Source organism: Candidatus Oleimmundimicrobium sp., from assembly GCF_030651595.1.
In the GTDB taxonomy this organism is placed as follows: domain Bacteria; phylum Actinomycetota; class Aquicultoria; order UBA3085; family Oleimmundimicrobiaceae; genus JAUSCH01.
Genome location: NZ_JAUSCH010000050.1, coordinates 1 through 24340, shown reverse-complemented (window position 1 = coordinate 24340; position 24340 = coordinate 1). Strand labels below are relative to the sequence as shown.

Sequence of the window (24340 nt, the reverse complement as noted above, 5' to 3'; positions counted from 1 at the left end):
CTGTGAGATTTGTCTGCAACTGTCAAAATAAATTGCTCTTAGTTAACTCAAATAAGTTTTTGATTACTAGACAATTAGAGTCTTCGATATTTAAATCGCTCTCGCGACTGATAAGAACCGGTGTAATACCGGCATTTCTCGCACCTAAGATATCGGCATAATAATGATCTCCAACATGAACAACGTTTGCCGGCTCAATTCCTACCTTTTCGAGCCCGAGTTTAAAAATCTCTGGTTGAGGCTTAACTCTTCCTACAAGCGCCGAAGAAATTATAAATTCCATGTATTTGGAAAGGCCCAGTTCCAAACAGAGCTCGGGCAACCTTCCATCCCAGTTCGAAATTATCCCAAGCTTAATTCCTTTTGATTTAAGCTTCTCAAAAGTAGTGATAACATCCGGATAGAGTTTCCATCTCTTCGTCTTGCCAAATTCATCATAGATTGCCTGGGCTATCATCCGAGCATCACCGTCAATATCAACTTCACGAAGCAATAACTCGTAGAAATCCACCCACATTGAGACCGCTTTGTTTTCATCCATCCAAAAAGAATCGTCTGTTTCATACCTTTGTAGATAATAGCCATCTGCCACAGATAGAGCTCTTGAAAACTCTTTTAAACCTGCCAAGTATCCATATCTGGACGCCACCTCGACACAAACCGCCTCAACCGAGGGATGTGGATATAAAAGGGTATTACCAACATCAAAAAAGACCGCTTTGTGCCTCATCCAAGCCTCTCTTTGTCAGCTTGTCTTTCAGCTTTTGACCATTTTCTTAAAAGATACGGTTTCATTCTCTCAAAAATACCCGCTACCCCTTCCACAACAGCATCCGCAAGTTCTTCGGAAACGGCTCTTGATTCAATAACAAAGGCTGCCGTCCTTCCATAGTAGAGAGGAATTAAACTCATCAATATCTCGTCTTTGTCTCCATCAAAACAATATCCAACAGCGTAATCATAAACTATCTTTGCCCACAAATCAGCGGGAAAATTAAAATCTTCAACACCAAGGTAGGCGAGTTTAATTACATCACGGTAGTTCTTATTAGAAAGTATATTTTTCCATACTTTTCTGTATTGAGTTTTCCCTTGTTTAAATTTCGCAATTAATTCCGGCAAAGCCACTTTTACTTCCTCAAGCTCAACAAAGTGAAACTTCCCCATAATCCTAACTTCTTTGCTTGCCTTTACTAACTTCCACCTCACTTTATACTTCTTCATTAAACTAAAAAGGGTTCCAACAACTTGTTTAAACATTGGACTGAGATCGCTGCCCGGATCTTTGGCATCGTGAACCTTAGCTCCAAGAGATGCTTGACAAACCCTAAACCCCTCAGTAATAGCTGTCGTAGTTAACCAGATATCTATTCCAAACCTGGCAACATCAGTGTCGTATTCCCATAACCTTTGGTGATTAAGAACAGTAATCAACCCACCGGTAAGCCCAAAATCACCACCAATTGGTTGTCTTATTCTTAAGCCGTAAAGCGCTTGAGTGAGCGGATAAACAAGCGAATTGGTTATAGTAGCGTCGTGTTTATCCCTTAAATAGTAAGGGGTTACAACACCATAATTATGCAAGTAAATAGGATTAGCTAAAGCTTTTATCCACTCAGGAGTAATGCTTCGCGAATCAGCATCCAATACAAGGCACATCTTTATCCCTAATCTTTCACCTATTTCAAAAATGGTTCTAAAAGCGCTTCCTTTCCCCGGTACCCCCTTGTATTGAGTAACTATCTTCTCGATGCCATCCGGAACCGGAGTCTTTAAAAATATTTCACATGTCTTATCTTTAGAGCCACCGTCAGAATCAACAATAACCGCTTTAAGGTTTGGATAATAAGTTGAAAGACCTTTACCTACAGTTCTTACGACATTCTCAATTGTTTTTTCGTTGTTGTAACTCGGAATACCAACAATGATATCGGCTCGGTCTATTTCTTTAACTTTAAGACCAATTTCTTCATGAAGAATATCTGGCTTCATAAACAACTCCTTTAAAAAATTTTAATGGCTACCTTATCTCCGTCTTTTAAGTTAAAAAAACGGGCAGCATTTCCTTGATTAACCGCTATGCTTAGGTAGTTAGTTGAGTCAACAAGTGCCAAGGGGTCCCCAACCACAACATCACCAAAAGTGTGGCAAAAAGGCAATTTAACACTTCCCCTTTCCCATGAAACCTCAGCATCCTTCCCGTAAGGTATATTCATTTTAGATAACTTGTCTCCGGAAAGATTTAAATGAACCGTTCCAAATTTATCTATATCTATAACCTCACACTCAATTTTACCTTTCTTTGAAACAGCCGCCTCTTTCCAAAGGGCCGAAACCAAACTATCTTTTGGTATTTCAACCCCAATATCATCTAATTTTACATCATTAGCTAAATAACCAGCAACCGGAGCAAATATATCTCTGGCCTGAAAAGTAGAACAGATAAACTTACTCATGTGTCCATCGTTCTTAATTTCAATTGCCTTAGTTATTCCTCCCAATTTTTCCGCGACGGGAATTAAAAGTCCGTTATCGGGCCCAACCAGATAGTCACCTCGTTCAACTTGCAAAACAATGGGTCGTCTTAAAGTCCCAACCCCCGGGTCTACAATTGCCAAATGAATGCCCAACGGCATAAAGGAAAGACTGGAAGACAAAATAAAAGAAGCTTTTTTGATGCTAAAACTTGGAATATTATGACTTATATCAATTATTTGAACATTCGGCGCTATATTTAAGATGACACCCTTGCAAACGCCGACCCATCCATCTTCAAAACCAAAATCCGAGGTCATAGTGATAAATACCTTCATTTTTAAATCTTAAACGAACAGTAAAGATATGACAAGAAGGGATACGTAAATACTCATTTTTTATTCTTGGCTAGAGATAATTTCTAAATTAATCCTAATTGATATTCTTTCACTTTTGACCTAAGGGCTTTCGCGTCCCCAACAAACTTATCCAGCTCTTTCCAAAAATCTTTACTGTGATTCTTTATTTTTAGATGAACAAGCTCATGCAAAATTACGTAATCAATTAGTTCATCCGGTAACAGTATCAGCTTCATATTTAGATTAATGTTATTTTTAAAAGAACAACTGCCCAATCGAGTTCTCTGATTCCGAATAAACACTTTGTTATAGGTAAAACCGTGCTTCTTTGTTAATTCATTTAACCTCTTGATAAGCACTTTTTTTGCTTCGACTCTATCGATATTGACAGAGCTATTTAGAAAAGAGATGTGCTCCTGCTCCACCCGTTCCATCTTCTTCAGGTGTTTCTGCATCCAAGGAACTTTTGAGCAAACAATCTTCTCAGCTCTTTTAAAGGATAAATTATAAGGAACAGCTACCCGAACACCCTTAAACGGCCTTATAGAAATATTTAAATGTTTAGCCCGTCTGCTACGCTTAAAAAACACAGGCCCTACGCCATCAATCTCAACAGTTATTGATTTCATCATTAAAAACGTTCTCCTTTTTTAAGAAACGTAGAATTGTTATTAAGATAACAGAAAACATTAAACGAGCGAGAAAATAAAGAGGCCTTTGGATTTGTTTGTAAAAACTCAAGTTCTTAAGCATGAGCCAATGCTTTGGAAAGAATGGTAGCGCATACGGGACTCGAACCCGTGATCTCCGCCTTGAGAGGGCGGTGTCCTAGGCCACTAGACGAATGCGCCACTAACTGCACTTTTACTTCCAAAGATTAACCCAATTTTATGGAGGGATGACACCTTGAAAGAAATTACAACGAAAAGTATAACTTTTTAAAGAATAATTGACAACTTCATTCTTATTCGGGCTTTTAAAACCTCTTTAGTCTTTCTTCTTTTTTAAAACCTTTTGACTTTCTTCCAATTCTTTCTCTTTTCTATCGTATTCCTTTGTGTGTTTATTAAAAAAATGGGCAGCTACTAAAGATAACAATAAAACCGCCAAAAACAATAAAAGGCAAAATAAGTCGGTAAAGAAAATTTCAATAGATTTATATCTTCCACTTTTTGCCGCTTGAAACATACCAAATGCCCCAAAAAAAATGATTGTTGCGCTTAAAAAAATACCGACTTTGGATAAATAGTCCTTATAACCATCGCTCAAATTAAATCCTCCCATCCATGTATTCTGCTCTTTCCCTTCTTAAAATACCATTTTTTTAATTCATGGCTTATTTTAAAGAACCCTTCCCCGCAAAGTTAAGTTACCCTTGTGCTCTTTCCTATTTTACCCTTTTATTAAACACAATTTGAAAAATTTTACCGGCATAAGTATTGTCTTCAGACAAAAGACTCTTTAAATAGAAAATTTTTAACTTATCAATTAGCCAAGAGCTATTAATTAAAATCATCCACTTGCTAACGCAAATAGACCTTTTACCTTAAATCAAAACCGTTTAATGACTTTCTCTTTATTTTACAAATCTTAAATCAACCTATACTGATAAAAAGGGGAATTTTTATGAATAATAGTTCTAATAAGCAAGGATGGATTGTTGTTTTAGCCGGTACCGGAATTAACTTAGCCCTTGGTGTTTTATATTCTTGGAGTGTTATCGCCAAAAAAATGACGACCAGCTGGGGTTGGTCTGCTACCAGCGCTTCTATGCCATATGCGGTTGCGTGCGGTGTTTTTGCCATTATGATGGTTTTTGCCGGCCGCGCTCAGGATAAATTGGGCCCGCGCCTCGTCGCCTCCGTCGGTGGCGCCCTAACGGGCCTTGGCTTAATTCTTGCCAGTTTTGCCTCAAAGGGAAATATAGCATTAATGATTTTAGGTTTCGGAATTTTAGCAGGAACAGGTATTGGCCTTGGATATGCCTCCGCTACACCGGCGGCGGTCAAATGGTTTCCACCAGCCAAAAAGGGTCTCATCACGGGAATAGTGGTTAGTGGGTTTGGTCTTGCTTCTGTATATATTGCTCCTGTCACCAATACTTTGTTAAAAAATTTTGGCATCAATCAAACTTTTTTGATTCTCGGTATTGCTTTCTTTGTAGCGACAGTTGGACTATCTCAATTTTTAAATAATCCCCCGGCTGGATATGCCCCCGCCGGTATGCTTATATCTTCAGCTTCAACTGCAGCCAACTCTAAAAAACACGAATATGACTGGCACGAAATGCTCAAAACCCCTCAATTTTATTTACTGTGGTCAATGTACGCCTTTGCTGCATTTGCCGGCCTTATGATTATTGGCCACTTGGCAAAAATCTCCGCTGCTCAGCTCCCCGATGTTAATTTAGGCTTCCTCTTGGTTGCCATCTTGGCCGTTGGTAACGCTTCTGGCCGAATCATCGCCGGCGGTGTTTCCGACAAACTCGGCCGTACCCACACAATGCTTCTGGTTTTTTTATTTCAAGCGCTGATGATGGGAGTCTTGGCCATATCAACCACATCAATCCTTTTAATCGTATCCGCTACTTTAATTGGCTTTAACTACGGCGCTAATTTGGCTCTATTCCCTGCCGTTACCGCGGACTACTTCGGCACCAAAAACCTTGGTGTTAACTACGGCTTAGTCTTTACGGCCTGGGGAGTTGGAGGCGTATTTGGCTCAATGGTTGCGGGAAAAATTGTTGATGCCACCGGTTCTTATTCAATGGCTTATCTGATTGCAGCCGTTCTTTGCATTATTGCTTCTGGAATAACCTTCATTATTAAAGCACCAAATGAAGTTGACATCGAGGTACAAGCAGTAGAAACCGCAAACTAAAATACTATTTTTCATACAAAAGAGTTAAAAGGATTTCCCGGCTAAATTTCACCAAGACAATAAAGTAGTTCTATTTTTTACTGAGATTTTATGGCTGGGGAGGAAGGATTCGAACCCTCGCAACGGGATCCAGAGTCCCGTGTCCTACCACTAGACGACTCCCCATTTATTAGTTATTGGCCGTTAGTCGTTGGTTAAACCTGTTTATTTATAACATACGAGCACTTCAGAAGCAAGGCTGACCTCTTAAAAATCAAATTACTTCACAATTCCAATTGCTGCCGTGAGCCTGGTTAATGTCCTTTCCTTCCCAAGCACTTCAATTGTCTCAAAAAGCGGCGGGCTTACCGTTTTTCCGGTTACGGCAACCCGTATGGGTTGAAAAACAAACTTCGGTTTAATATCGAGTCCCGCGGGGATGGAACGCAAAGCAGCTTCCACGCTTTCAACATCAAATTTTCCAAGTGTTTTTAATTTCTCATACGCAATTTCTAAAACTTTTAAGGCCTCCGGGTTCTTTAACACCTTGTCTGCAGCTTTGGGAGCAACTTCAATCTCCTCTTTAAAGAAGAAATCCGTAAGCTCCAAAACCTCGGTTAAACATTTTATTCGCTCTTGCACCAAAGTAGCTATCATTTTAAGTCTCTCTATCCCAAAATCAGAGGATTTCGCAAAAAAGCCGGCATCAACCCAGATTGGAATGAGTAAATCCGTTAGCTTATCAACCGATAATTTACGAATATAACATCCGTTCATCCATTGAAGCTTGGCATTATCAAAAATAGCAGAATTTTTGGAAACCTTCTCAAGGGAAAATTTTTCAATTAAATCTTCAATAGAAAACATGGTCGTCTTCTCATCATAAGACCAACCTAAAAGAGCAAGGTAATTTAGTATTGCTTCCGACAAATAACCATTTTTCTTATATTCCTCCACCGATGTAGCCCCGTGACGTTTACTTAAAGGTTTTCCATCGGAACCTAAAATCATAGGCAGATGAGCAAAAACGGGAAGCGGTAAACTAAGAGCTTCATACAAAAGGATTTGTTTTGGTGTGTTTGATAGATGATCAATCCCCCGAATTATATGTGTTATCTTCATGGTTGCGTCATCTACAACGGCCGCAAAGTTATATGTTGGCAGACCATTCGCTCTGGTCAGAATAAAATCTTCTAAAACACTGTTCTGAAAAACAACATCTCCTCTTATGATATCAGAAACGACCGTCTCTCCCTCTTTGGGACAAGCAAAGCGGATGGCATATTTTCGCCCTTCCTTTTCATAATCTTTTTGCTCTTTTTCAGTAAACTTTTTGCATCGACCATCATAACCGGGAGATCTACCGTCCCTTAATGCTGCCTTTCTTCGCTCTTCTAATTCTTCCGGGCTACAATAACATCTATAAGCCATCTTTGCCTCAAGCAATTTTTTAAGGGCTTCCTTGTAAAAAGATAGACGCTCTGTTTGTCGATAAGGCCCGTATGCCCCCCCAACTTCAGGACCTTCGTCCCAATCAAGCCCCAGCCACTTAAGTGAAGAAACGATTGCACCGATGGCCTCTTCCGTAGAACGATTTCTATCAGTATCTTCCATCCTCAAAATAAACTTACCGCCGTGATGCCTGGCAAAAAGCCAATTATATAAGGCAGTTCTTGCCCCTCCGATATGCAATACTCCGGTGGGGCTCGGAGCAAAACGAACTCGTATTTCTTTAAACAAAACAATCACCTTCAAGTTAATTATCGTTACACAAACACACAATTATTGCTCATTTACTTTGAGTTGTTTAAATATCTTAGCCGCAACATCACCAAAACACCATAACATAGCTTAAATAATATTAATATTTTATTGTATTCAGCTTAAGCGCTTCTGTTAATTCTTTAATTTATTATCCGTATCGCAAAACCACAACATCTTGTGTAATGTCATAATTTTCTTGACATATTTTGTGCCTAAGGTAATATTAAAATAGTCTAGGTCGATTAGGAGGTATACAAATAATTCGCTACCTAAGATGGAGTTTACCATTAATTTTCTTTTCAAATTTCCCCACTCCGGGGACAAGAGATTCTTTTTTCTTTAAATTAAACTTAAAAACAAACAAACCGGCAAGCAAATTAAAGACTAAAACCCCGCAAATTCTAAAAGAAAACATAGAAGAATATTTTGAATTATTAAATCTTGGGAAATTAAATCAACCGGCAAAAAATGCGATAAAACCACAGCTTTTCGTTTTAAATGCAAAACATCTCGTAAAATAAAGGGAGATAAAGTGGAAAAATTTAAACCGCAAAGCGAATGGGAGCAATATAAAATACATGGGGACACGAAGGCCCGCGAAAGATTAATTGTTCAATACTTGCCATTAGTCAAATATGTAGTCGAGCGAATGGGAAAAACTTTGCCTTCTGATATTGAAACAGATGATCTCATAAGTTATGGGATCATTGGCTTAATAGATGCCATAGAAAAATTTGATTACCACAGAGGAATTAAATTTGGAACATATGCTGTACCCCGCATAAAAGGGGCCATAATAGATGAATTAAGAATAAGCGACCATGCCCCTCGCTCTTTCCGACAAAAAGCAAAGAAATTAATGGAAGCATATACAAAAGTAGAAAAACGCTTGGGACACGCCCCAAAAAATGATGAGGTAGCCGAAGAACTCAATATGGATATAAAGTATTTTAATAATTTACTTTGTGAGGTAAGTAAAATATCTTTGCTCTCACTGGAGAGTTTTGTAACTAAAAATGAGGATTCTAAAATCACTATCGGAGACAAGTTAAATAACAATGAGATGGATGGTCCATCTGACTTTATTGAGCTAAAAGACATCAAAGATATTCTCGCAAAAAGTATTGAAAATCTCACCGAGCAAGAACAAATTGTTATAGCGCTTTACTATTATGACGGATTTACGTTAAAAAAAGCGAGTAAGGTTTTAAATCTCTCTGAATCAAGAGTGTCTCAAATTCGCACCAAAGCTGTTTTGAGATTACGAGAACAGTTAAGCCATTTACGTAAAGAGGACGCGCTTTAAGAAGAAACCCAGAAGTTTAATGTTTGCTTTCTTCCAACACCTGGTATACGGCCTTAATCAAAGTATCAGCATCGAAAGGTTTCTTAAGATATTTTACCGCACCCAGCTGAAGGCCTTTGAATTCTTCAGCTATATAACCTAAAGCAGTTAACATTATTATCGGGATATCCTTACTTTCGGGGTTTGCTTTTAACTTTTGGCATACCTCCCAACCATCCATCTTCGGCATGCTTATATCTAAAATTATTAAATCGGGTTTTTCCTCAGCAACTTTTTTAAGAGCCTCTTCTCCATCCCCGGCTCCAATAACCTTAAAACCCTTGTTCGCAAGTTTTAGCGTAATCAATTTAACTATATCTACCTCATCGTCCACAACAAGAATCTTTTCTTTTTCCATGAAAATCTCCCTTTATCCTCTTAATTCTTTTACATATATAATATACCTTACAATAATTATTCTCCAAAAAAAATTTTCCCCCTGTTTAATTTCCTAATTAAAAAAAATAAATGGGGAAATTAAAATTTATAATCTTCTTAGTCTTTCTTTAGCTTTTCTCGCAAACTTAGTTTCATAACTTAAAAATTGCATAATAGGACGCGATAATAAAGGAGCACCTTTTAAGTAACCATCTTTTTTGCAGAGCAAAAACCGCATATTACTATGAGAGGCTGCCCCCCATTTTAACTTATATTCCTCTGTACCTCTTAAAAAGTCGAAGCAGGAAAGCTTTTTTGTTATTGAATCACGAATTGCCTCACTTACAATAAACGTCCCCACGCTGAAGCGTTCCCAACGTGGGTCGAACCCACTAAGATAATAGTAAAAGCAATTATTGTATTTAAAGCCATATAATGAAGCCGCCATTTCATCATCAAGTTTTAAAAAATATAAAGCCAACCATCCTTTTTTGTGAAAAAGAGCCGCTATGTCGGAATGAAAATCCCGATACCGTTTATTCCAAAAGAGTCCTGGCAATTTCTTTTTCTGCCACCTCTTCTGGTGAAGATCAAAAAAAAGATTCATTCCAAAAGTAATATCATCAGCCCTATCATTTAAATTGTAGCTATCAACTTTGTATTGTTTAAAAAGACGTCTGGGATAATAATTTAAGTTATATCGAAACTTTTTACTCAGAGTGCCCATGAGCTCATCCCGGCTGGAGGGCAACAAAAGAGCAAAGGAGCTCTCCTGAAAAAGCTCTAAACCATTAAGACCACCTTCCTTAATTGATGCTCGAAGAGGATTAATGCAAGGGGAATCTTCCAATAATTGTTGTAAATCTACAATATCCCAATCCACGTTTGTGGTGGAAAGATATTTAAATAACCCTTTAATAAACTTCTCTTCTTTACCGGGCAAAACGATAAAGTCCCCATAATCAGAAGGGCCGGTTCCCAAGAAAGAAAGCACCTTAATTGGTAATCCATAATATGACCTACTTAAATAAAAAGGGGCTATGCCAATTAGATCCTTCTCCGTAGCAACTAATATAAATAACTTTTTATCTTTAGCGTAATGTTTCCACCACACCCATTGCCACTCCCAGGTTTGAAATATGCTACCGCTGCTATTAGCAAGCAAAGCATCCCACTTTTCTTTGATGGCCTCAAACTCTTTTTTAGTGGTAATAACATCTATTTTCATTTTCCCCGGCCCCCAAAAAACTAAGGAGAAAATCGATTTTTGATTTTCCCCTTAAAATTTATTTTTTTATTAAACTTCCTTTTTTGCTATTTGACATCCTCTTTATGTTTAATATAAATTGGGCAATTTTCACATTTCGAGTAAGCCCTGCACAAGCAACCGTTCCTCTCCTCCCAGCAACTTTTTCTTTTTGCGTATGCCGGACAATTCAGATAATAACTTGCGGGACAACCTTTTAATTCCCAACAATTTTTCATAATCGCCCTCTCAAATACAATTCTTTTTTAGTATTATAAAACCTTATTACTTTTTCGCAAAATACCTTGCCTGAGCTTCTAAAATTCTATCCCTCAAATCATCTTCATTTTTAACGCTCGTATAATCTACATTAAGTTCCCTTATTGCGTTTATAGCAGCTCTCACAATCTCAGTATTTGCAAGTTTATGTCCACCAGTAATTTTCGACTTCAAACTATTTTCTTCAAGATAACTTATCATATCATTCGGCATTGTTATTGGTACCCTTATATAATTTTCTTTTCCCAAAACTCTTTCCTCCCAAGAAGAATTTTAAATCTACTGATGTTTGTCGTTAGGATTAGTTCGAACTTATATTACTTATAATTAATATAACGATAACTGCCTCTTGGGTCAACCTTTATGATGATAGGATTGTTACGTTAAGCTAGATATTCCCCCACAACAACATAATGGAAAGCAATGTCAACATCCCAACTAAAACTAACACATTAAAACCAATATCCCTAGTATAGGAACGGATGGCATTCCTCGTATCCTCAATATCCATTGATGTATAAATAGCCTGCTCAATACCGCCAAACCTTTCTTCAGAAAGCACAACCATCATCGCTAAAATCATTCGACGTATCCAGTTTGATATCTCTTTAAAGATACTACCGGTCATAATCTTATAACTAAGTTGAGCTTTTTTATATTCAAGAAGAGCCTTTTGAAGTATTGGCTCCATTCTTTCCTCACTAATAATATTTTCTGCCTTGCTGCTTAATTTGGATAGTTTGCTCATACCAAGCATGCTTATATCATGGAATCGTTCTTCCCCTTTTTGCAATTCTTCAAATGGAAAAATTTTAGAGCCAGATATTTCTTCCACTTTGGGGGCCATCCCTTTTAATCTATTCAAGGAAGATAAACCTGCTTTACGAAGTTTCTCCTCTTCTGATAGCAACTCTTCTAATGAAATGGACTTTGAAGCAGTTTTTTGATGCAGTTTTTCTAGTTCTTCCTGAATAACCCTTCTGTTTACTGCTTGAAACTTAAGGATGGTCTTCTGCAACCTCATCAATTTCTCTTCGCCTAATTTGTGTTCTTTAATTAAGGTTCGCTCAGAAAGCAAGAGCAGCTTGCGCAACCAGTAAATATCTTCTTTGCTAAGCTGTTTAGGATTAGCTTCCATTATTCCAACCGCACTTCTTAAAAGATCCAAATCTAACTTATTTAAATTCCCGCTTCTAATTAAGGGCTCCTCAATCATTCTAAAAACTTTTCTCAAGCGATAAAGTTCGGCCCTATCTAGTCTCGTTGCTCCACGGTCTAATTTTGACATGGCACCTTTAATAGCTTTTAACTTCTCCAATCTATCTTTTTGTTCATTCAAAACATTTTCCAGATTTGAGACCACTTCTCTTCGTCTCTCCTCTTCGCCTGTTAAAAGATATGTTGCAACCCTGCGACGAAATTGGCCTTTTAAAATACCTAATTTTTTTGGAAGAACAAGAAATCCAGTTGCCAGCTTCAAATACCAATACTTAACCGAAGTCCACTCGGGAACCTCAACGTGAAACCAGCCCAATCTGTAGCCTAAAACGAAGTATATTCCGCCGCCCAAAACAGCCATTCCGCCGCCCAAAAGGTTGTGTAACACCTCCGGGTTACTAAAAATTGAGAAAGTTCCGGGATCATACAAGAGAGGGATTGTCGAGCGAATCCCTTCGGTAATATGAACGTTATAGAGAAGATGGTAAGCATGAGAGCCAGCATCATAACCAAAATAAGCAAGAGCTGGTCCTATAAACTTTTCCAACATCCAATTGGGCCTTAGACCAATGAATATAATCACAGCAGAAAGAATAACTAATACAATTCTCATCGAAATGGGTTCTGGCTTTACTTCCTTAAAACGTTCAGGTTGCTTCCATATAAAAACAAACAACCACATCTTAAAGTTAGAACAAAAGGTGCCAAATGCCGTGAGCATGAAGAAACCCTCAGCGATAAGAAGGAATGAATCACGTTGATGAATTGGAGAAAAGACAGCAGAGTATTCCCATGCCTCAAAGATAGAATGATGAAGAAGGGTTTTACTAGCAAACCCGTTAAATCCAGGTATACCCGAAATTCCAAAAACTGCAATTAGACAAGCTACTGCTACAAAGGGCATATTTCGCCACAGACCACCCAGTTTATACATGTCAAGCTCACGTGTCCTAAAATAGACAGCACCCACACACAAAAATAGCGATGCCTTAAAAAGAGCGTGATTTACGATATGGTAAAGACCGCCCGCCATACCCATCGCCCCTTCCGCTCCCAAGTAGGCGGCACAACCAAGGCCAAAGATAATATATCCCATCTGAGAAACGCTATGATAGGCGAGCATCCTTTTGCAGTTGTGCGAGAGTAAAGCATTGACCACACCAAAAAACATAGTTATAACGCCGAGCCAAATGAGCGCATAACCCAAACCCGTTTTTGTTGTCCACTGGGCCGCTGTATGAATAACAGTAGCATTGGAAACTTTGGTTGCCATCGGAGCATAAAGAGTATTTACCGATCTTAAAATTCCATAAGCACCGGCTTTTATCATAACTCCGGAAAGCAAGGCGCTGGCCGGAGTCGGTGCAACGGGATGAGCCTCGGGAAGCCAAACGTGAAGGAAAAATACTCCCGCCTTTGCGCCAAAGCCCATAATCATAAGTGTAGTTATGAGATAACGCATATAAGCGGGTACGGTCTTTTCCAGGAGTTCTGCCATAGGCTTAATATCCACGGTCCCGGTATAGGCAAATAAAAGAACAATTCCAGTTAACAGAACGAGGCCAAAGATAACACAGAACCACAGGTAAAGTTTACCGGCATCCAGAGCCTTTTTATCTTCTTCATGAATTACAAGCATGGTGGAGAAGAACCCTAATAGCTCGAAAAAAACAAAGAGGGAGAAAAAGTCTTTGGTAAGCAAAACTCCCAAATCAACACCCAAAGTTAACAGAGAAAAAATTGCAAATCTTGTCCTGGCATGCTCGTGAGACATATAACTTATCGCGTAAATGGAACAAAGAAACCAAAGAAAGGAGGTGACAAGCGCCACTATTAAACTCACCGGGTCAACCTTAAAACTTGCTCCCAGAATCCCCTTGATGCTGAATTCTATGCCCTTATAAAAATGCTCTCCAATGTGAACACCGTTCACAACCGGACCATACATGGCAAGAACCAACACAAAAGTAACAAATGTCGTTACCACCGCAGCGGCGTTGCGCAACTTCTCGCTTTTGCCAACAAGGCCGGTAACCAGCGCCCCGATTATAGGCGTTAGGCACGCCAAAAATGGAAGAACAGCAACACCACTCACCGCGCTTGTCAAGGGCATTACTACTTCCAAGTAATTCATAAACTTCATCCTCCAATTAGATAATTTTAATGGTGGACTTCATCGTGTCGACCAAGAACACCATAGAAAGTCACCAAGGCTCCACCGATAAATAACAAGAATAATCTTAAAAAACCCAGCAACAAAGGTTCATGGTAATCCATCATCGTATAGCCAAGAAAGAATACCAAAAACACCATTCCAACAATTGCATATGCTACAAACGAACCTTCTTTCCCGCTTTGGCCATGCTTTTGAAATTTAACTGCGTATTGGAAAGCCATCCCTAAAATGGCGAAAATGAAAAACCACTGAACATAATAGGCAACGGGGACTCCGTGGTGCTCTTCTTCTGCATGCCCTTCTTCTACGTGCTCCGTAGTATCTTCCTCTACATGGTCATGTGTTTTAACTGCCTCTGAACTTGCAAAAACCACAGCAGTGAATAGAAAAATAAGAGCTATTATAAGAACAAACGGAAATAACTTTTTTAACAATCTAACACCTCTCAATCAAAAAATATTACTTCAATAAAAAACTGGTGCTAATCTTTATAAGTGAGAGCGGAAAACCGTTCAACTGCGCAAACAACCCAAAAACAATAACACCTAAAGCCCCGAGAATAACAGGGATTAGCATAACCTTCGGTGCCTCCAACTGCTTCTTCCCCTCTGAATTAACCGCAACAGCCTTATGACCGCCATGCTCCTTTTCGAGCAATTCCTCATCAGACTTTTGAAAAAAAGCAGTATAAATAATAGGAAGAAAATATGCCGCTCCTAAAAGCGAACTTATTAGCAAGACAATCACAAAAACAACTTCCCCGGCATCCAGGGTACCCAAACAGAGATACCATTTGCTTATGAAACCAACTAAAGGAGGTGTCCCTATCATGCCCAGTGCGGCAACAGTAAACGCCCCCATGGTTAAAGGAAGTTTTTTGCCAATACCACGCATCTCACTAACATTCATTTTTCCGGTTTGCTTGATGATGGTCCCGGCACATAAAAACAATGTGCCCTTCATAAAAGCATGATTTATAATATGAACCATGCCGCCCCAAACACTATAAGTTGTCAACAAAACCGTGCCAAGAATAATATAACCCATCTGCCCAATAGTAGAATAAGCTAACCGCCGTTTCAGATTATCTTGATCTAATGCAAGAATTGATGAAACAATTATGGTAAATGAAACAATATAGGCCATTATTAAACCCGTCCCCAATTCTCGTACCAGAGATGAACCAAAGACATTCAAAACAGTTCTTATTATTCCAAAAGCACCCACCGCAACCATTATGCCTGAAAGTATCGCGCTAAAAGGAGCTGGCGCTATTGGATGCGCATCAGGAACCCAACCATGAAGAGGCATAACTGCCGCTTTTACCCCAAAGCCAAGCATATAACACCAAAAGAGGATAAGCAGGGGGGTGCGGCCGTACGTAAGCGAAAGTATCCCCGCCTTTGCTAAGGTTAATGTTCCCGCTAAAAAATACGTATAAATTATAGCAAACAAGAGAAAAGAGGAGCCCACTAGGATATATATCATATACTTTTTGCCTGCAGCTAATGCTTCCGGAGTTTCCTCGTGAACAATAAGGGGATATGTAGAAATAGAAAATAGTTCGTAAAAAATAAGGTATGTAAATAAATTCCCCGAAATTGCAACTCCTACAGTCCACCCAAGACAAAGAATTAAAAAGCTAAAATATCTTTTTTGAGCATGCGCCCCTCGCATATAACCAATAGAATGCATACTTGCCAGAAACCAAAGTATCGCCGCGCTTGTTGCTAAGATAAGTCCCAGTTGATCAACCCTGATAAACATCCAAATTCCCGGGACAATCACCATTAAGTGAGTTTGTAAAATCGTCCCATTTAAAGCACCAGGCAACATCAACAGCATTATAAATAAAGTAATTACAGAGCCTGCAACCGTAAACCAACCTCTCCAACGATTGTATTTTTCCCCAAGTAGAAAAATAATGGTTGCAAAGAGAATTGGAACAAGTATGGCTAAAACCGGAAGGATAGAACTTACTTCTTTATACATTTAAAAACACCTCCAAATTAGATATACCTTAAGAACTCGCTTATCTTTTCATTAAACTCCGAAAAACTGCATTACGGCTCCGCGAGCTAAAGCTAAAGGAACAAATGGTAAATCCGCAAACAAACCTAAACCGATAGTGTAAAGGGCACAAATAACACATGGCGCAAGAAGAGTCCAATGGGCCTCATCTGTCTTTAAGTTTCCATCTTGAGGCTTCATAAAGTAAGCTCGATAAACAATCGGTAAAAAGTACGCGGCATTTAAAAAAGAGCTCACCAACAAGACAACCACAACTACCATTTTACCGGCGTCTAACGCGCCTAAACACAGATACCATTTAGATATAAATCCGGCTGTCGGCGGAAGCCCCATCATGCCAAGCGAAGCAATAGTAAAGGTCGCCATCGTTAGAGGCATCTTGTGTCCTATACCGTGCATCTCGCTTATATTTTTTTTATGGGTCTTTTTATAAATTGCACCCGCTGCGAAAAACATGGTTATCTTCATAAATGCCTGGTTCGCAATGTGCACAATTCCACCTAAGGCCCCGTTTGGAGTCAGAAGTGAAACGCCCAGCACGATATAGGAGAGCTGACTTATAGTAGAATAAGCGAGTCTTTTTTTAAGGTTATCTTGCATTAAAGCCATCAAGGAAGCGCAAATAATCGTAATCATCGCCGCCCACATTAAAAATTCTGCCACAGGCATTCCTTTTAATGCCATCTCTTTTAGTAATGACACCCCAAAAATATTATAAATTATTCTGGTAATTCCAAAAACGCCGGCTTTTACTACAGCTACCGCATGCAACAAAGCACTAACAGGAGTAGGCGCAACCATAGCACTTGGCAACCAACCATGAAGAGGCATAATTGCCGCTTTTACACCAAACCCCAACATAAACATGGCAAATATCGCGGCTAAAAGACCAACACCGGTGCTTATTGAAAGAATACCCGGCTCAGAAAAGGTAACAGTTCCAGCCGAATAAAAGGTCATCGCTGTTGCAAATAAAATAAAGGAACCGCCGGTGAGCGTATATATTAAGTACTTTCTACCCGCCTTCATTGCTTCGGGAGTTTCATCGTGAAGTATCAGCGGATAGGTGCAGACTGTCAACATTTCATAAAACACAAAAAGGGTAAATAAATTTCCCGCAAAAGCTATTCCTATCGTAGTCGAAACACACAAGGCAAAAAAAGCAAAAAATCTTTTCCGTGCGTGCTCCCCTTCCATATAACCTATAGCATACACAGTAGTTATAATCCAAAGAGTTGACGATATCATCCCGAAGAACATGCCTAAACCATCAACCCTCAAAAGAAAACTAATGCCCGGGGTAAAAGGAATAAGCTCAGTTACATAAATCTTTCCGGCCAATGAACCCGGAAGCATCGAAAAGACAATAATCCATTTAATAATAGCAGCCGATATGCTGAACAATCTCCTTAAGAAAGTATTATCTCCACGCCAAAGAATCAAAACAGCACATAAAATTGAGATTAGCGGAGCAACTAAAGGCCTGATATCATTAACAATCATCTCATCACTCTCCTTTTTTATTTCAAGGAAGATATGTTGGCGGCAAACCAAGCATCGTTGCCGCAGCCGGCTTTATCACATTCAAAGGTATGTAGGCAAAAACACCCATTATTAAACAACCCGTTGCCAATATTACAATTGGTATCAGCATACTTAAAGGAGCTTCGTCAACCTGAGTAATTGGTTCTACCGGTTCTCTGAAAAAAATTGCGTTAACTATCTTAATATAATATCCAAATACAAACAACGCTCCCACCAATAGGACCCCCGCCCAAATTAACCTACCGAATTCTATAGCCCCAAGAACGATATACCATTTGCAAATAAACCCTGCCGTCGGCGGAATTCCCGCGATTGAAAGAGCCGCAATAGTTAAAGCCCCGCAGGTGATGGGCATCTTCTTCCCTACTCCCCGCAAATCGCTTAATTTACGAAAACCCGTTTTGTAAATTATAGCTCCTGCACAGAGAAATAATGTTGACTTAATTATCGCGTGATTAAAGATATGAATTAAGCCACCAACCATCCCAAGATAACCTCTCTCAGGCTGAGAGAAAGAGACCAGACTTATCCCCATGATTATGTAGCCAATATTGGATATGCTTGAGTAAGCAAAAATCATCTTGATATCATCCTGGAAAAATGCAAAAAATGCGCCAACCAATATTGTAATTGCTGCAAGCCAACCCATGAAATTTGTTACAACAGTAAAATCAACGGACCCACCCAACTTGTATACACAATAAAGAACTCGCAGGATTCCCACAATGCCAACCTTAATTACCAAACCCGACAACAAAGCGCTAACTGACGAAGGAGCCAGCGCGTGAGCATCTGGAAGCCATATATGTAGAGGGAACATAGCTGCTTTGACACTAAACCCAATAATAAATAAAGCCAGAGCCACATATGTCGTAGTAGTTGGCTGGGTTTGTTGCAATCTAAAAGCAATATCAGCCATATTTAAACTACCGGTTACATTATAAAGAAAAGCTATTCCAAACAAAACACACAGGGATGACACTGCTCCAATGACCAAATATTTAAAACTTGCCATAGCGGTTAATTTTTCTCCGGTGATTGCAACCAGAGCGTAGCCGGAGAGTGAAAGTATCTCAAGAAAAACATATAGATTAAACATATCTCCGGTTACAGAAAATCCGACCATGCCACCTAAAAGAAGCAAAACCAACGAATAGTACGTTGGGAGTTTTTCTTCGGAAATATCGTGTCTTATATATTTATTAGAATAAACTATGATAAGTACGCCAAGAGCAGTCATTAAAAGGGTAATCGTGGAAATGTAATCAAAGTAAACCTCAATGCCATAGGGAGGCTCCCAGCCGCCTAACCAGTAGCTTATCGGTCCAACAGTATATAATCTCCAAACAGCACAAAAACAAAAGAATAAGCCCAGAAGCGAAACAAAAAAAGCCCACCAGAAAGAAAATTTCTTTCTTGATCTGCTAACTATAGGGGTAAGAACAGCCCCAATTAAAAACGTTACCGTCATAAGAACTGGACAATGTCGTGAAAATTCCACCATATTTTACTTTAACTCCTTTATTTTATCTGCATTTAAAGTTCCACATTGCTCATACAGTTTAATCATTAAAGAAAGTGCTAATGCGGTCGTACTCATTGCAACAACAATCCCCGTGAGAATAAGCGCTTGGGGAATGGGGTTAACGAAAACTGTTCCGGAGCTTAAGCCTTCTCCAATAATAGGCGCTTTCCCCCCGGTTATTGCCCCACTGGAGACTATAAAAAGAAACACCGATGTCTCCATGATATTTAAACCCATGAACTTCTTTATTAAGTTTGGATTTGAAATCATAGCATAAAGGCCAATTATGAAAAGCGTCACTGCTACCACATAATTAAAATTGACATTAAGCTTATAAAATAATTCACTCACACTCATTCTTTCTCCACCTTCTCCATCGCAAAAAATATCGATGCTATAATTGCTCCTCCTCCAACTCCTATACCTATTTCAACTATGATGAGCAGCAAGTGCCGGACCAAATCTTGATAAGCAAGAGCAACGCATGGAAGCAAGTAAGTTAGAAAGTTTTGACCGCAAAGTATACCAACCATACCTATGATAAAAAAACCAAGCGGGCCCGCGCTTTCAAACAACACTCGATACTTCAATGATAACTTTTTAGTTACAAAAGCAAGGCCAAGAGTTAAGGTGATGATGATGATGCTCGCTCCTAAAATAGCTCCACCTTGAAATCCTCCACCCGGTGATTCGGCTCCATGAAAAATTATATAGAGAGCAAATAAAACTATAAACGGTGTCAAAAAGCGAGCAACAGATTTAACTATAATGCTTTTCTCTACTGTTGACATTTCTGCTTTTGACGTATGAAGAAGAAAGTTTTCTCTCCCTAAAACAGCTAAAACGGCCATAAGGGCGGTAAAAATTACCGTGACCTCACCCATCGTGTCATATCCCCGGTAATTTAAGATAATACCCGTAATTATATTATGAGCGCCTCCCTCTTCAACCCCCTTCTCAAGATAACGTGGAACAATATGTGTATATGTTGGGTTTTCAGGGCTCCCCATAGGAGGCAACACCACCACAGTCGATATCAATAAAACCCAAAGTAAAAGTAGGGCAAATATTGCTAAGCCTTTTTTCACTCGTCTTCCCTCCGCACCGTACGGCTAATAGTAATTAAAAATAAAACTGTGGTAACTCCGGCACCAACAGCCGCTTCCGTCAAAGCTAAATCGGGAGCACTCAATTGTTGCCAAATGATGGCCATGGTTAAACTATACGCTGAAAAAATAATCGCAGCTCCGAGTAGATCTTTCGTCCGAACTACCCCAATTGCGGTTACCAGCAAAAATATGAGAAGTAAGGCATCAAGGATACGTAACATCTTCACTCTCCTCTTCAGAAAAAACTGTCGAAACTTTTTTTCGCCAAGGCATAATCCCGACCTTATAAGCCGCGCGGGAAATAGCATGACCCGTAGTTGAGCTCATCACCATTACCAAAAAAGCTAAAACAATCATCTTTAACCCATTTACGGAAAATCTCTCATAAACAGCAAGGGCAAAAAGAATAGAGCCGGCACCCAAAGTATCGCATTTTGTCCCGGCATGAAGACGAGTATAAACATCAGGTAAACGAACTAAACCCAAAGTTCCAACGAGAAAAAAGAATATTCCGATACATGAAAAAATAATTGTTAAAGTATTTATTAAGATATCAAGCACTAGGTAGGCCTCCTGTTTCAAGATATCTAGCCACAGCCACCGTTACGATGAAATTAAGCAACGCGTAGACAAAAGCTGTATCTATATACATGTGTTGGCCAAAGATATGGGCTATGAGCACGAGAATAACCAGTGTCTTTGTTCCTACAATATTAATCGCCACTATTCTGTCAGGAAGAGTGGGCCCCACAATTGCTCTAAAAAGGCAAACAAAGGCGTTTGCAATTAAAATTAAACCAACCGCGAGAAAAAAGTTTTGCATTATCCCTTCACTCCTTTAAAAACCCACGTAACCATACCTTCCAACTTCCGCTCCATCAAATCTTTTGCGTGCTTATCGGCCAAGCAATGTATATAGTAAACTCCACTTTCATCAATATCAACTGTTAAAGTGCCCGGCGTGAGAGTTATTGCGTTACCCAGCAATGTCTGATGGTCATCATTCTTAAGATGGCAGGAGTATTTAACAATGGCCGGTTCTATAGGTAAACGTGGATTTAATACCCTTTCCGCCACATCTATGTTAGATTTAGCAATCTCAATTATGAGCCAGAACATGAACAAAATAAATCTAATTAAAACTATGGGGGTTTCCTCTAAACCAATGTTTTCTTTCAATAGACCATGGGCAGCAATAACTACCAAAAAGGAACATACTAAACCGAGGAATAAGTTTGAAAATTCAACATTTCCCGTAAGTATTAGCCAAAAAAGAAAAAGAAAAATTGCAGATTTAATTGCTCTACGAAATGACAATTGCCGCCTCCGCTAAAAATTTTTGAACTTTGGATAAAATAACTCTACTATTTTATTTAAATCCGGCATATTTTATGTAAAAAGCCTCCATTTTAAAGGGTTAAATAACCTTACTCCTTTTCTTCTCCCTCAATTGGGAAAACCAAAAGCACTGAGTCCCTGTGAATAGCCGCGTAACCCACTTCGTAAAAGACCTTATCTTCCACCGAGTGCGTCACTTTTACATTTGTAAGAGGAAAAAAATCGTGAGTTTTAACATTAAACATATCGGTTATTCTGCTCCCGGGGATAATATACATATCTCCCTCTATTCTATATAAACTGGTACACATCATAACCCGAATCTTCTGTTTCTCGGTATACATTCACAACCCTCCTTAAGAAAACTAACTGCTTTGCTCGCACACACAAGTCTGATTTCTCCCGCTCTCTTTTGCTTTATACAAAGCTTCATCAGCCTTAACTACCAACCCAGTATCATCCTTAGCGTTTCTTGGATAGACTGCTACACCCGCACTGATTGTCTTTTTGACAATGGGTTGTTCAACATCCCCTTCAAATTCAGCCATCTCAACAGCTTTACGAATTCTTTCCGCGGCCTCCTTGGCTTCCTTGCCTACAGAAGGAAGCAACACAGCAAATTCCTCGCCACCATAACGAGCAACGATATCAATGTCTCTAACTTTTTCTTTAATAATTTCCGCAATATCTTTTAAGACTTTATTGCCTTTTTCGTGGCCAAATGTATCATTAAAATCTTTAAAATAATCTATATCTAACATAATCAGCCCAAGTGGAGTTTCATATCGATTTGAGCGCTTAATCTCCTCATCCAGTCTATCCACAAAATAACTGTAGTTATAAAGTCCCGTTAATCTATCGCGAACAGAAAGTCTTTCCAGTTGTGCTTGCTGCTTTTTTTGCTTACCGGAGATGTAACCTAAGATTAGACCAGCAATTAAGAAGATTGATGTTCCTGTAATCATTTCATACCCGAGAACCGTGGGGTTTTCAACCAAACCAGTTCCAACCCCAGAATAAAACCAAAAAACTAAAATTCCTATACTTGCAATTCCAACCATCAAGCTACCAATTAAATTGTAAGTTATCGCAGCAATAAATATCGGGATTATATATAGATACCAATATAGGTTAAGCTGACCTGTAAAACCAATAAATATAGATACAAAAGCAAAACTTACCAAAATTGCAAGTACACTAGCAAGATGCTCTCCTGTTTTCAAGTATTTCCTCCTCCTTTTTACACATTCTACTTTACTAAAATACTTTATATAAACAACCTTCTAAATAAATATTAAACATAATTATACTTATTCCTCTATACTTTTCTAAAAATTTCACAAATTTCTTAAAAATTTCTTAAAAATTTGGCTGCTTCTTCAGGAGAAACAACATTTATCATAATCCCCGATCCCATTTCAAAGCCAGCTTGAATGGAAAGTTTGGGTAAAATTTCAATGTGCCAATGGTAAAATTTCTTTGCATCCATCTGAAACGGTGAAGTATGAAGATAAAAATTATAAGGGGGATCATCCAGCCCCTTGTAGATTTTTCCAAGCGTACTCTTTAATATAGAGGCAAAGTCCTTCTTTTCCGCTAAGGAAATAAGCTCAAAGTTGGCCAAGTGTTTTTTAGGAACTATCCAAGTCTCAAAAGGTTGCCTGGATGCATAGGGGGAAAAAGATAAAAAATACTCACTTTCTGTTATTATTCTCTCGGCCATTTTTAGCTCTTCGGCTAAGATATTACAGAATACGCACTGCCCTGTTTTACGAAAATAACGGTCGGCGCAACTTATCTCTTCAGCCACAACCGGTGGAATTATTGGCATCCCAAAAAGTTGTGAGTGAGGATGCTCGATTGAAGTACCGGCTTCCTCTCCATGATTGACAATAATGAGAACTTGTTTGATTCTGGAATCCTTCTTAATATCCAACAATCGAGAACAATAAGCTTCTATTACTAACTCAACCTCTTGCTCAGTTAACAGAGCAAGGCTTTTAACATGATCCGGGCTGCTCACTATAACCTCATGAACTCCCAGTGCCGGTCTATGAGAGTAAATTTCCAACTCTTTTTGCCTTCCAGTTTGCTTATCCTCAAACTCAGTAGGCACAATAGGCGTTTTAATTTCTGACTCACTCTTCATTGTAAAAGCAGGAAACTTGTTTGGAACTACCCGAACTTTCCAACCTGAACTATTGGGCTTAGTGCCTTTAGGTCGAAAAGCTAACACCTCGGATGGAGTCATCCCTTCATTACCATAACAAAAAGGACAATTAGCCATCAACTTCACCGGTTTTCTTTGTTTTTGAGTAAAGCTCTCCGGCCTTTTTGCGCGCTTAGTAGCAATTACCACCCACCGGCCCGTAATAGGTTCTCGACGCAATTCAGGCATTTAAATAACCCCAATCTGGCATATAGCTGATAACATATAGCTGATGGTCTTAACTTTGCTCTACAATCTATGAGCTGTTATCCAATATTCTTCTCAATTAAAAACTTAAAAATAAAAATAAAAAACGATATAGAAAAATTTAAAATGGTACAACATTCTTAAAAAGATTATCCCAAGCGCTGGTCTGACGATAAAAACTTTTTTAATTCTTGATTACCATGTCTGCCAACAGGCAAGTAGTTTTTTCCTTTTCTCGTGAAACCAGTATCTGACATTTTTCACTTTTCATTTAACT

General features: G+C 38.9%; 25 protein-coding genes and 2 tRNA genes. 2 read left to right on the top strand and 25 right to left on the bottom strand.

The annotated features are described in order from the left end of the window. Nucleotides 1-22: 22 nt before the first annotated feature. From Q7U95_RS03260 to Q7U95_RS03235, 6 genes are all read right to left on the bottom strand, one after another. Entirely contained in the window at nucleotides 23-730 is a 708-nt protein-coding gene (locus Q7U95_RS03260; protein ID WP_308751840.1) for an HAD family hydrolase, read from the bottom strand. Further along, complete coding sequence (locus Q7U95_RS03255; RefSeq protein WP_308751839.1) at nucleotides 727-1992, bottom strand: glycosyltransferase; 1266 nt, start codon at nucleotides 1990-1992, stop codon at nucleotides 727-729. The genes Q7U95_RS03260 and Q7U95_RS03255 overlap by 4 nt, the downstream gene beginning before the upstream one ends. Before the next feature lie 11 nt (nucleotides 1993-2003). Further along, the gene (locus tag Q7U95_RS03250; RefSeq protein ID WP_308751838.1) at nucleotides 2004-2813 is read right to left on the bottom strand and encodes an SAM-dependent chlorinase/fluorinase; all 810 of its coding nucleotides are present in this window, start codon (nucleotides 2811-2813) and stop codon (nucleotides 2004-2006) included. Nucleotides 2814-2896: 83 nt separating this feature from the next. Continuing rightward, nucleotides 2897-3466 carry a M48 family metallopeptidase gene (locus Q7U95_RS03245; protein ID WP_308751837.1) on the bottom strand — a complete coding sequence of 190 codons (570 nt, stop codon included), beginning with the start codon at nucleotides 3464-3466 and terminating at the stop codon, nucleotides 2897-2899. 142 nt (nucleotides 3467-3608) lie between these two features. After that, nucleotides 3609-3685, bottom strand: a tRNA-Glu gene (locus Q7U95_RS03240). A gap of 136 nt (nucleotides 3686-3821) precedes the next feature. After that, on the bottom strand, nucleotides 3822-4118 hold the full coding sequence (locus Q7U95_RS03235) for a hypothetical protein (protein ID WP_308751836.1): 297 nt from the start codon (nucleotides 4116-4118) through the stop codon (nucleotides 3822-3824). Between the two features lie 342 nt (nucleotides 4119-4460). On the opposite strand from Q7U95_RS03235, the gene Q7U95_RS03230 reads away from it, so the two are divergent. Next, complete coding sequence (locus Q7U95_RS03230; protein WP_308751835.1) at nucleotides 4461-5714, top strand: OFA family MFS transporter; 1254 nt, start codon at nucleotides 4461-4463, stop codon at nucleotides 5712-5714. A 91-nt stretch (nucleotides 5715-5805) separates the two neighbouring features. Here Q7U95_RS03230 and Q7U95_RS03225 read toward each other — a convergent pair. Continuing rightward, nucleotides 5806-5879: transfer RNA gene (locus Q7U95_RS03225), tRNA-Gln, on the bottom strand. Between the two features lie 93 nt (nucleotides 5880-5972). Then, complete coding sequence (gltX, locus tag Q7U95_RS03220; RefSeq protein WP_308751834.1) at nucleotides 5973-7433, bottom strand: glutamate--tRNA ligase; 1461 nt, start codon at nucleotides 7431-7433, stop codon at nucleotides 5973-5975. A 556-nt stretch (nucleotides 7434-7989) separates the two neighbouring features. Between gltX and Q7U95_RS03215 the strand changes: the two genes are divergently transcribed. Next, nucleotides 7990-8763 (top strand): FliA/WhiG family RNA polymerase sigma factor, encoded by a 774-nt coding sequence (locus Q7U95_RS03215; protein ID WP_308751833.1) that lies wholly within the window; start codon nucleotides 7990-7992, stop codon nucleotides 8761-8763. Between the two features lie 16 nt (nucleotides 8764-8779). Here the strand turns inward: Q7U95_RS03215 and Q7U95_RS03210 are convergent, their stop codons facing one another. The 17 genes from Q7U95_RS03210 to galT all read right to left on the bottom strand — a co-directional run bounded on the left by Q7U95_RS03210 (nucleotide 8780) and on the right by galT (nucleotide 24045). Next, nucleotides 8780-9160: a response regulator gene (locus tag Q7U95_RS03210; RefSeq protein ID WP_308751832.1), complete on the bottom strand. Its 381-nt coding sequence runs from the start codon at nucleotides 9158-9160 to the stop codon at nucleotides 8780-8782. A gap of 126 nt (nucleotides 9161-9286) precedes the next feature. Next, nucleotides 9287-10408, bottom strand: coding sequence for a GNAT family N-acetyltransferase (locus Q7U95_RS03205; RefSeq protein ID WP_308751831.1), 1122 nt, complete (start codon nucleotides 10406-10408; stop codon nucleotides 9287-9289). Nucleotides 10409-10711: 303 nt separating this feature from the next. After that, entirely contained in the window at nucleotides 10712-10954 is a 243-nt protein-coding gene (locus Q7U95_RS03200) for a hypothetical protein (protein ID WP_308751830.1), read from the bottom strand. A 139-nt stretch (nucleotides 10955-11093) separates the two neighbouring features. Then, complete coding sequence (locus Q7U95_RS03195; protein WP_308751829.1) at nucleotides 11094-14057, bottom strand: proton-conducting transporter membrane subunit; 2964 nt, start codon at nucleotides 14055-14057, stop codon at nucleotides 11094-11096. A 26-nt stretch (nucleotides 14058-14083) separates the two neighbouring features. Next, nucleotides 14084-14533, bottom strand: a complete 450-nt coding sequence (locus Q7U95_RS03190) for a hypothetical protein (RefSeq protein ID WP_308751828.1) — start codon at nucleotides 14531-14533, stop codon at nucleotides 14084-14086. A gap of 25 nt (nucleotides 14534-14558) precedes the next feature. Then, the gene (locus Q7U95_RS03185; protein WP_308751827.1) at nucleotides 14559-16091 is read right to left on the bottom strand and encodes a monovalent cation/H+ antiporter subunit D family protein; all 1533 of its coding nucleotides are present in this window, start codon (nucleotides 16089-16091) and stop codon (nucleotides 14559-14561) included. A gap of 51 nt (nucleotides 16092-16142) precedes the next feature. Next, entirely contained in the window at nucleotides 16143-17633 is a 1491-nt protein-coding gene (locus tag Q7U95_RS03180) for a monovalent cation/H+ antiporter subunit D family protein (protein WP_308751826.1), read from the bottom strand. Nucleotides 17634-17655: 22 nt separating this feature from the next. Continuing rightward, nucleotides 17656-19179 (bottom strand): monovalent cation/H+ antiporter subunit D family protein, encoded by a 1524-nt coding sequence (locus Q7U95_RS03175; RefSeq protein WP_308751825.1) that lies wholly within the window; start codon nucleotides 19177-19179, stop codon nucleotides 17656-17658. Nucleotides 19180-19182: 3 nt separating this feature from the next. After that, nucleotides 19183-19557: a cation:proton antiporter subunit C gene (locus Q7U95_RS03170; protein ID WP_308751824.1), complete on the bottom strand. Its 375-nt coding sequence runs from the start codon at nucleotides 19555-19557 to the stop codon at nucleotides 19183-19185. Further along, on the bottom strand, nucleotides 19554-20288 hold the full coding sequence (mbhE, locus tag Q7U95_RS03165) for a hydrogen gas-evolving membrane-bound hydrogenase subunit E (protein ID WP_308751823.1): 735 nt from the start codon (nucleotides 20286-20288) through the stop codon (nucleotides 19554-19556). Before mbhE ends, Q7U95_RS03170 begins: the two co-directional genes overlap by 4 nt. Next, nucleotides 20285-20530: a hydrogenase subunit MbhD domain-containing protein gene (locus tag Q7U95_RS03160; protein WP_308751822.1), complete on the bottom strand. Its 246-nt coding sequence runs from the start codon at nucleotides 20528-20530 to the stop codon at nucleotides 20285-20287. The genes mbhE and Q7U95_RS03160 overlap by 4 nt, the downstream gene beginning before the upstream one ends. Next, nucleotides 20514-20870, bottom strand: a complete 357-nt coding sequence (gene mnhG / locus Q7U95_RS03155; RefSeq protein WP_308751821.1) for a monovalent cation/H(+) antiporter subunit G — start codon at nucleotides 20868-20870, stop codon at nucleotides 20514-20516. Before mnhG ends, Q7U95_RS03160 begins: the two co-directional genes overlap by 17 nt. Continuing rightward, complete coding sequence (locus Q7U95_RS03150; RefSeq protein ID WP_308751820.1) at nucleotides 20863-21132, bottom strand: monovalent cation/H+ antiporter complex subunit F; 270 nt, start codon at nucleotides 21130-21132, stop codon at nucleotides 20863-20865. Before Q7U95_RS03150 ends, mnhG begins: the two co-directional genes overlap by 8 nt. Beyond that, on the bottom strand, nucleotides 21132-21626 hold the full coding sequence (locus tag Q7U95_RS03145) for a Na+/H+ antiporter subunit E (protein WP_308751819.1): 495 nt from the start codon (nucleotides 21624-21626) through the stop codon (nucleotides 21132-21134). The genes Q7U95_RS03150 and Q7U95_RS03145 overlap by 1 nt, the downstream gene beginning before the upstream one ends. A 110-nt stretch (nucleotides 21627-21736) precedes the next feature. Beyond that, nucleotides 21737-21991, bottom strand: a complete 255-nt coding sequence (locus Q7U95_RS03140; RefSeq protein ID WP_308751818.1) for a hypothetical protein — start codon at nucleotides 21989-21991, stop codon at nucleotides 21737-21739. A gap of 21 nt (nucleotides 21992-22012) precedes the next feature. Continuing rightward, nucleotides 22013-22870: a diguanylate cyclase gene (locus Q7U95_RS03135; protein ID WP_308751817.1), complete on the bottom strand. Its 858-nt coding sequence runs from the start codon at nucleotides 22868-22870 to the stop codon at nucleotides 22013-22015. Nucleotides 22871-22995: 125 nt separating this feature from the next. After that, entirely contained in the window at nucleotides 22996-24045 is a 1050-nt protein-coding gene (gene galT / locus Q7U95_RS03130; protein ID WP_308751816.1) for a galactose-1-phosphate uridylyltransferase, read from the bottom strand. Nucleotides 24046-24340: the final 295 nt, after the last annotated feature.

Excerpts from the sequence above, each read along its gene's own strand:
- Q7U95_RS03260 (WP_308751840.1), bottom strand. The coding sequence starts at position 730 with ATGAGGCACAAAGCGGTCTTTTTTGATGTTGGTAATACCCTTTTATAT.
- Q7U95_RS03255 (WP_308751839.1), bottom strand. The coding sequence starts at position 1,992 with ATGAAGCCAGATATTCTTCATGAAGAAATTGGTCTTAAAGTTAAAGAA.
- Q7U95_RS03250 (WP_308751838.1), bottom strand. The coding sequence starts at position 2,813 with ATGAAGGTATTTATCACTATGACCTCGGATTTTGGTTTTGAAGATGGA.
- Q7U95_RS03245 (WP_308751837.1), bottom strand. The coding sequence starts at position 3,466 with ATGATGAAATCAATAACTGTTGAGATTGATGGCGTAGGGCCTGTGTTT.
- Q7U95_RS03235 (WP_308751836.1), bottom strand. The coding sequence starts at position 4,118 with ATGGGAGGATTTAATTTGAGCGATGGTTATAAGGACTATTTATCCAAA.
- Q7U95_RS03230 (WP_308751835.1), top strand. The coding sequence starts at position 4,461 with ATGAATAATAGTTCTAATAAGCAAGGATGGATTGTTGTTTTAGCCGGT.
- Q7U95_RS03210 (WP_308751832.1), bottom strand. The coding sequence starts at position 9,160 with ATGGAAAAAGAAAAGATTCTTGTTGTGGACGATGAGGTAGATATAGTT.
- Q7U95_RS03205 (WP_308751831.1), bottom strand. The coding sequence starts at position 10,408 with ATGAAAATAGATGTTATTACCACTAAAAAAGAGTTTGAGGCCATCAAA.
- Q7U95_RS03195 (WP_308751829.1), bottom strand. The coding sequence starts at position 14,057 with ATGAATTACTTGGAAGTAGTAATGCCCTTGACAAGCGCGGTGAGTGGT.
- Q7U95_RS03185 (WP_308751827.1), bottom strand. The coding sequence starts at position 16,091 with ATGTATAAAGAAGTAAGTTCTATCCTTCCGGTTTTAGCCATACTTGTT.
- Q7U95_RS03180 (WP_308751826.1), bottom strand. The coding sequence starts at position 17,633 with ATGATTGTTAATGATATCAGGCCTTTAGTTGCTCCGCTAATCTCAATT.
- Q7U95_RS03175 (WP_308751825.1), bottom strand. The coding sequence starts at position 19,179 with ATGGTGGAATTTTCACGACATTGTCCAGTTCTTATGACGGTAACGTTT.
- Q7U95_RS03170 (WP_308751824.1), bottom strand. The coding sequence starts at position 19,557 with ATGAGTGTGAGTGAATTATTTTATAAGCTTAATGTCAATTTTAATTAT.
- Q7U95_RS03160 (WP_308751822.1), bottom strand. The coding sequence starts at position 20,530 with ATGTTACGTATCCTTGATGCCTTACTTCTCATATTTTTGCTGGTAACC.
- Q7U95_RS03150 (WP_308751820.1), bottom strand. The coding sequence starts at position 21,132 with ATGCAAAACTTTTTTCTCGCGGTTGGTTTAATTTTAATTGCAAACGCC.
- Q7U95_RS03140 (WP_308751818.1), bottom strand. The coding sequence starts at position 21,991 with ATGTATACCGAGAAACAGAAGATTCGGGTTATGATGTGTACCAGTTTA.
- galT (WP_308751816.1), bottom strand. The coding sequence starts at position 24,045 with ATGCCTGAATTGCGTCGAGAACCTATTACGGGCCGGTGGGTGGTAATT.